The 7,275-nt window shown below is 73.1% G+C and carries 5 protein-coding genes and 1 pseudogene; 5 read left to right on the top strand and 1 reads right to left on the bottom strand.

What is annotated here, in order from left to right; all coding sequences use genetic code 11:
- From HN013_RS31980 to HN013_RS31970, 3 genes and pseudogenes are all read left to right on the top strand, one after another.
- Positions 1-1,380 (top strand): annotated as a pseudogene (locus HN013_RS31980) (serine/threonine protein kinase); the annotation flags it as partial.
- A gap of 634 nt (positions 1,381-2,014) precedes the next feature.
- A complete protein-coding gene (locus HN013_RS31975; RefSeq protein ID WP_171172494.1) occupies positions 2,015-2,512 on the top strand; it encodes an ATP-binding protein in 498 nt (165 codons plus the stop codon).
- 571 nt (positions 2,513-3,083) lie between these two features.
- Entirely contained in the window at positions 3,084-4,109 is a 1,026-nt protein-coding gene (locus tag HN013_RS31970) for a hypothetical protein (RefSeq protein ID WP_171172492.1), read from the top strand.
- A 100-nt stretch (positions 4,110-4,209) separates the two neighbouring features.
- On the opposite strand, the gene HN013_RS31965 is transcribed toward HN013_RS31970, so the two are convergent.
- Positions 4,210-4,857 (bottom strand): TetR family transcriptional regulator, encoded by a 648-nt coding sequence (locus HN013_RS31965; RefSeq protein WP_171172490.1) that lies wholly within the window; start codon positions 4,855-4,857, stop codon positions 4,210-4,212.
- 395 nt (positions 4,858-5,252) lie between these two features.
- Here HN013_RS31965 and HN013_RS31960 point away from each other — a divergent pair, with 395 nt between their 5' ends.
- Both HN013_RS31960 and HN013_RS31955 read left to right on the top strand, forming a co-directional pair.
- Positions 5,253-6,059: a VOC family protein gene (locus tag HN013_RS31960; protein ID WP_171172488.1), complete on the top strand. Its 807-nt coding sequence runs from the start codon at positions 5,253-5,255 to the stop codon at positions 6,057-6,059.
- A gap of 248 nt (positions 6,060-6,307) precedes the next feature.
- A partial coding sequence (locus HN013_RS31955; protein WP_249375687.1) for a serine/threonine-protein kinase occupies positions 6,308-7,275 on the top strand: 968 nt, incomplete at its 3' end.

Here is a 7,275-nt window from a genome sequence, read left to right as displayed (position 1 = left end):
GACGGCCCGGCCGCCCGGCCGCCCGCCGCCCCCGACGGCTGGGGCCGGCCCGCCGACTCCGCCGGGGCGCTCGCCGCGGAGCGCGCCCGGCAGGCGCGCATGCTCGTCGTCGGGCCCGTCACCGAGCGCTGGGCGCCCGAACAGGCCTGGCCCGTCCAGGAGAACTGGCAGCTCGCCCCGCCCGTCGGCCCGGCCGCCGACCTCTGGGCCCTGGGCGCCCTGCTGTTCCGTGCGGTGCAGGGCCACGCCCCGTACCCCGAGGACAGCACCGCCGAGCTCGTCCAGGTCGTCTGCTCCGAACCCCCGGCCTACGCCGAGGAGTGCGGCGCCCTGCGCCCGGTGGTCGAGTCCCTGATGCGCAAGGACCCCGAGGAGCGGCCGGACTTCGAGGAGCTGCGCGGCTGGCTGCGCTCCCTGATCCGGTCCGCCCCGGAGCCGGACGTCGGCAGCCGTACGGTCACCGTCCCGGCGTTCGACACCGGCGACCGGGCCGACCCCCCGGCCGCCAAGGGCAACGCCCGGCTGCCGATCGTCCGGCGCCGCGGCGAACTGGTGCGCCGCCGCAGGGGACGCGGGGCCGCCGCGCCCGCGGCGCACGGCCGGCACAAGCGGGCGGACCGGGACCGCGGCAGACCGCAGGTGCCGGGGGCGTTCCCCGCGACGGGACACCTTCAGGAACAGCATGTGTACGGCCCCCCGCCGGCCCAGCGGCTGGGGCGGCTCCTGCTGGGCGCCGTCCTGCTGCTGCTCGTCGGCGCGGTGCTCTACGCGCTGCTGTTCATGCCGCGCGCCTCGGAGAGCGCGGGCGCCGGGCAGGGGCAGCAGCGGACGGCCGACGCGCTGAGCGCCGCGCCGGGGGCCGGCGGTACGTCCGGCGGCTCCGGGGAGACCGCGGACGAGCCGGTCGCCGAAACCGGCGGCGTGGCCAGGGGCTTCACCCTGCGCCGGGACCCCAGGGGCTTCACGGTCGCCGTCTCCCGGGAGTGGCAGCGCCGGGGGGACAACGAGCGCGGCCAGGTCGTCTACGCGGGCGGCGACTTCGAGCTGATCGTGGTGCCGGGCCGGGACAAGGTGTCCGAGTTCGGGGCCGATCCGATGGCGTACCAGCAGGAGAGGGAGCCGGAGCTCGCCGCCTTCCGCTCCTCGTCCTGGTCCGGCTCCTCCGGTCTGCGGCGGAAGGACGTGGGCCGGACGGCGGGCGCGGAGGGCACCTTCAACTGGAACGACGGCAGCGGGCGCCAGGTGTACGTGCGCAACTCGGCCGTCATCGTGGGCGGGCGCTACCACGTGGTGCAGGTGCTGGGCCCGATGGACGGTCAGCGTTCGGTCGACACCTTCTTCGCCCAGGCGACCTCCACGTACCGGGCGTCCTCCGCCTGACGGAGCGTCAAGTCCTGCTTTTCCTGGCGGAGTTTCTTCGCTCTTCCGCGCGGAATTCGGAGCCGCGTCCGCACGGAAGAGCGGGCGGTGGGCACGGGCCCGGACGGATCGGTGGTCACGGAAGGGAGTCGCCGGGGATCTCCGGGATTCGAACGCCCACGTCGGCCGTCCGCTCTTCCTTCCCGGCGCGGTGTTCCCTCGTGGACGCTCTTGGACCGAACACGGGTGGTAACCATCCGGAAATTCGCTCGGGCGAAATTCTGAGCGACAGAAATGCGCACCGTAATCGGGGCCCGGAAAATACCGCGTCAGGCCCACGGAATGATCACGCTGAGTTGATATCGAGTTGTGTTCTCCGTGGAACTCGTCACGCACCGGAGTAGGGTTCGGCTCGGGTACTCTCCCTTGAATGTCCTGTGCTCGTATCGGCATGGAGGTCGCGATTCCCCCGTGTTCGAGTCCGCGCCGTGTGTTTCGCACAGCGTGTGGCGTGGATACTCCTTTGCGCCGGAATATCCCTGAAGTGGTTGTTGGGGTAACTGTGGGTCAATCATGCTGTGCGGTAAGGGAGTCACGTTGCGTGATCCCCTGGAGACGCGAGGCGTTGTGTCCGCCGGTTCGGATGGTGTGAGCGGTGCAGGTGCTTCAAATGCAGATGGAGGTCGGGGTCGACCCCGCGGAAGTGGGGCGGGCCCGCAGGTGGGCGAGGTCGCGGCTGGCGGGTTCCGGGATAGGGGTCGACGAGCCGCTGGCCGAGACGCTGATCCTGCTGATCTCCGAGCTGGTGACCAACGCCGTGGTGCACACGGGCTGTCCGGCCGTGCTGCGGATGTTCTTCCCCGGTGCGGCGGGCGCCGCCGGGCCGGCGGCCGGGCCCGGGGCGGGCACGGTCCGCGTCGAGGTCGCCGACATCAGCGCCCGGCCCCCGCGCCGGCGGTGCGCCAAGGGGGACGAGACGGGCGGCCGGGGGCTGGAGCTGGTGGACGGCCTCGCCGACCGCTGGGGCTGGCAGCAGGAGGGCTCGGGCAAGCGCATCTGGTGCGAGGTCGACCGCCGGCCGGCCCCGGCGCGTGCTCTTCCTCGCTGGAACAGTGCTTTTGAGCCACAACACGCCGTCACAAATGGGGCGTAGGGAGCAAAGTCCAGACCAGGTGTTGACGGGAAGTGTTCACGTGATCACCCTTGGATGAAGCGATTCGTTGCGAGGGGACGTCGAGACGCCCAGGTGACCCCGGACGGCTTGGCGAGTGCGGGTCGCGTTCCGGCGCGACAGCAGGGCTCGGGCGCCGGAGCCGGGCGGCGGCGTGCGGTGCCGTGCTCGGGGTGCGCATCGGTGCGCCGCCGTCGGCTCGCCCTTTTCCGGATGGCCCGTAAGTGCTCGTCGAAACCTCCATGCGTGATGTGGGCCACAAATCCGGGGCCCCTGCCGTCCGGGTAAGCGCCCGCGCGGTCCTTCCCGCCGACGGTCCCCCCGCCCGTCGCGTCGCCGTGATCCCCGGTCACTCGCCCCTTTCGTCCCTCTTGGGATTCGGGTCAACCTGGGTCATTCGGTAACAATGACCCTTCGGGTGGCCGGCGGCCGGACGCGACGACGCGTCGGGGCCTCTCCACCGAGGGCCGGTGGGGCGACGGCCGTCCCGGCACCCCTCGCCACGGAACCTCTTGGCCTCCGGGGGAATCATTCAGGGAGAGAGGGGCGGAACATGACACAGCAAGCCGATCCGGAATCGATACCGGACGATGCGACGACGGCCGCACCTGACGACTCCGACGGGACGGACGGCCGGAAGGACCGGGCGCGCCCACCGCGCCACCCGGACGGCTTCGGCGCGGCGTTCTGCGCCTCGATGGCGACGCTCTGCGCGGAGGTCGTCGTCGCGGCGAGCACGGGTGTGCTCGTCCTGCTCTCCCGGGAACACCAGGGACTGCCGAGCGGTCCCGTGCTCGCCGTCGCCGTGGCGCTCGGCGTCCTGCTGCTCACCGTCCTGCTCAGCGGCTTCGTGACCGCGGCGGCCGTGATGCCCGCGCTGGAGCTCTCCCGCCGTGCCGCCCGGCGCGCGGGCCGCCCCGAGGGCCGGTGGTGGACCGTCGGGGCGGTACCGGCGGTGGCCGCCGCGCTGGTGGTCGTCTTCGGTGCCGTGGCGGCGCTCGGAAGCCTCGCGCCCGCCCGCCCGCTGTCCTATCTGATCTGGTGGGGCGCGCTCACCGTCGGCCTGCTGCCCCCGGCCCTCGCGGCCCGCCGTGCCGCCCGCCGGACGCGCGGCGGCCGCCCCGGGAGCGTGGCCCGGCGGGTGATCCGCGACGGCGCCCTCGCCTGGCTGGCCGTCGGCGCGATCGGCGCGACCGTGTACGGGACCGGCCTCGCCACCGTCTACCAGCCGCCGAAGCTGCACCGGTCCGACATCGCCGGCGTCTGGGACGACGGCCGGGGCGGCACCGTCCGCCTGAAGGAGGACGGGAGCGCGGTCGCCGACGGGCTCGACAAGTTCGAGTGGGACGGCATGGGCAAGGACCGGATCCAGGACTGCAACGGATCCGGCACCTGGACGCCGGTGAAGGACGGCGGCAAGGTGATCGGCGTCGGCCTGAAGATCGACTCCTGTGGGCGGTACGAGAAGAACTGGAGCGTCAGCGGCACCACGAAGGAGCCGCGGATCTTCCACGAGATCGGCAAGCAGGGTTCGGGCAAGCGCTACATGCTGAAGAAGACCGCGGGGAACAAGGGCTGACGCCGCCGCGACGGGCCCCGGACGCGCGAACGGCGGGCCACCGGGCCGGCTTCGTCGGTCCCGGTGGCCCGCCGTCGTGCTGACAGGACGGGGGCGTACGCTACTTCGCGGGCTTCTTGCCCGTGATGCCCAGGTGCACCAGGAGCGCGAGGTTCGGCCGGAGCTCGGCCTGCTTGACGCCCCAGCCCTGGAACCCCTTCTGGTGGGAGGCCACGCCCGCCAGCATGACGACGAGCGAGCCCGCCACGGCGGCCGCGCTGACGTCCTTGTCCACCTTCTTCTTGGCCTGGAGCTCCTTGACCGAATCCGTGAGGGAATCGGTCACGGCGTTGAGGATCCGCATACGGATCTTGGAGAACCGCCGGTCCCCCTCGGCCGCGCCCAGGTCGATCACGCGCAGGATCGCGTCGTTCCGCCGCCAGAAGGTGAGGAAACCGTCCACCAATTCCTCGGCGGTCTGCCGTCCGGCCTTCCCCGCCCAGGAGCGCCCGGCCACGAGTCCGGTGAGACTCGTCCCTTCCCTCGCCACGTCCTCGGCGAGTTCCAGAACGGCGCCCTCGACGTCCGGGAAGTACTGGTAGAAGGTCGCGGGCGAGGTGCCTGCCCGCCGGGCGACGTCGATGACCTTGACGTCGCGGTAGGGGGAGGAGCTGAGCATTTCCCCGAGGCAGTCGAGCAGCTTCTGTCGCGTCGCCTGACCTCGGCGGCCGGCCACCCGGCCGTCGACGGTGCGTACTTGTCCTGTCATGCCGTCAGCTTACCGAGGGGTGATCGGAGCGCGATTCGGTCGCATGCAAATGGGGGCGGGGGTCCGAATAGGGGTGGATAAGCAGGTCAGGGCCCTTCCGCGGGGGCGAATTCCGGGGTCCCGGGGATTGGCCCGTACCGGTGAATTGTCTTATCGACAAGTCGTGGACTTCACCGTGCGGAGACCGGGTCCGGGGCCCGTCGCGGCGCCCGATTCCGGGGCGCCCGGACCCGTCGCTGCTCCTTCCGGGGAGTTCCCCCGGGCCTCCGCGGTCCTTTCCGGCGGCCGGGCGGGACCGGGCGTCCGTCGCTACCGTGGCCGGTGCGACACCTCGTGCGGCCCGGCCGGGCCGCACGGGCCGGAGCGTGCGGTGCGGAAGGAAGGGAGCGGGCGCCATGGGCGCAGCCACGGACGGAGCCCCGCGGACCATGCCGTGCTGGGCGGACGTGACCCTGCCGGACGTCGAGGCGGGCAAGCGCTTCTACGGCGAGCTCTTCGGCTGGACCTTCGAGGAAGGCGATCCGGGGCTCGGTGTGTACGTCCAGGCGTTCCACGAGGGCGCCAACGTGGCGGCCCTCGCACCCAAGCCGGACGGGCGGATGCCCACCGCGTGGTGCGTCTACTTCTCCTCGCCCGACGCCGTCGCCACCGCCGACCGGATCCGGGCGGCCGGCGGGCAGATCGTCACCGGACCCATGGAGATCGGCCGGCACGGCACGCTGGTGCTCGCCGCCGACGCGGGCGGCGCCGTCTTCGGCGTCTGGCAGGCCGGCGACCACCGGGGCTTCGAGAAGCGCGACACCCACGGCGCGTACGGCTGGACCGAGGTGTACACGCGGGACGCGGCGGCCGTGGACGCCTTCTACGAACGGGTCTTCGGCCTCACGGCACACGACCTGGTCGAGGGGACGGGCTTCGACTACGCGGTCTGGACGCCGGCCGGGGAGCCGCTCGACCCGGAGCACGCGGTCGGCGGACGGGCCGTCATGGACGAGCCGGGCTTCCCGGCGGCGATGCCCGCGCACTTCCTCGTCTACTTCGTCGTCGACGACTGCGACGAGGCGTGCCGTACGGCGCGACGGCTGGGCGGACGAATCCGGCGGGAGGCGCAGGACTCCCCGTACGGGCGGTTCGCGGTGCTGACGGACGACCAGGGGGCGGACTTCGCCGTCGTCGATCCGGCGCGGACGGAGAACGGCTGAGGGGGCGCGGGAGGGCGGGAGGCGGGTGTGGGCAGGGGCCGGGCGCCCGCCGGGCCGGGGGCGGGCGTGCCCGGGGCCGGGGGCGGAACTTCCGCTTTCGCCATGGACACGCCGAAGCGTGACCCGGGTTCGCCACCGGGGCCCGGGCCAGGGAGAATCAGGGGGCGTACCCCGGGATAATTCGCGGTGAGACGCTGCACGGGGCCGGAACAATCCTTTCGAGCCCCCACGGGGAGGTGGCAGGCCAGTTGGAGCAGCTCACACAGCACGACCCGAGACGGATCGGCCCGTTCGAGGTGCTCGGCCGACTCGGGGCCGGCGGCATGGGACTGGTCTATCTCGCCCGCTCGGCGTCCGGCCGACGGGTCGCGATCAAGACGGTCCGCACGGAGCTGGCCGAGGACCAGCTCTTCCGTGTCCGCTTCACCCGTGAGGTGGAAGCGGCACGGGCGGTCAGCGGCTTCTACACGGCCGCCGTCGTCGACGCCGACCCGCGGGCGGCCGTGCCCTGGCTGGCCACCGCGTACGTCCCCGCGCCCTCGCTCGAAGAGATCATCAACGAGTGCGGGCCGCTCCCGGCCCAGGCCGTGCGCTGGCTGGCGGCCGGCATCGCCGAGGCGCTCCAGTCGATCCACGGTGCCGGGCTCGTGCACCGCGACCTCAAGCCGTCCAATGTGCTGGTGGTGGAGGACGGGCCGCGCGTCATCGACTTCGGCATCGCCTCCGGGGTCTCCAACACCCGGCTGACCATGACCAACGTCGCCGTCGGCACGCCCGCCTACATGTCCCCCGAGCAGGCCAGGGACTCCCGCAGCGTCACCGGCGCCAGCGACGTCTTCTCGCTCGGCTCCACCCTCGTCTTCGCCGCCACCGGGCACGCCCCCTTCCACGGGGCCAACCCCGTCGAGACCGTCTTCATGCTGCTGCGGGAGGGCCCCGACCTCGGCGGCCTGCCGGACGAGCTCCACCCGCTCATCGACTCCTGCATGCAGATGGCGGCCGAGCACCGGCCCAGCCCCGCCGACCTCCAGGCGCAGCTCGGCCCGCACCTGTTCGCCTCCGGCGGGGGCGACGACAGCGGCACGGCCTCGGCCTGGCTGCCCCCGGACGCCGTCTCCCTCATCGAGCGGCGCCGGGCCGGGCAGCGGCCCGCCGCCGCCCCCGCCCGGGGGCGCACCGGCCGGTCGGCCGTACCGCCCCGGCCCGCCCGGCCCCC

Source organism: Streptomyces sp. I05A-00742, from assembly GCF_013055795.1.
In the GTDB taxonomy this organism is placed as follows: domain Bacteria; phylum Actinomycetota; class Actinomycetes; order Streptomycetales; family Streptomycetaceae; genus Streptomyces.
This window is presented reverse-complemented; position numbering and strand designations above follow the sequence as displayed.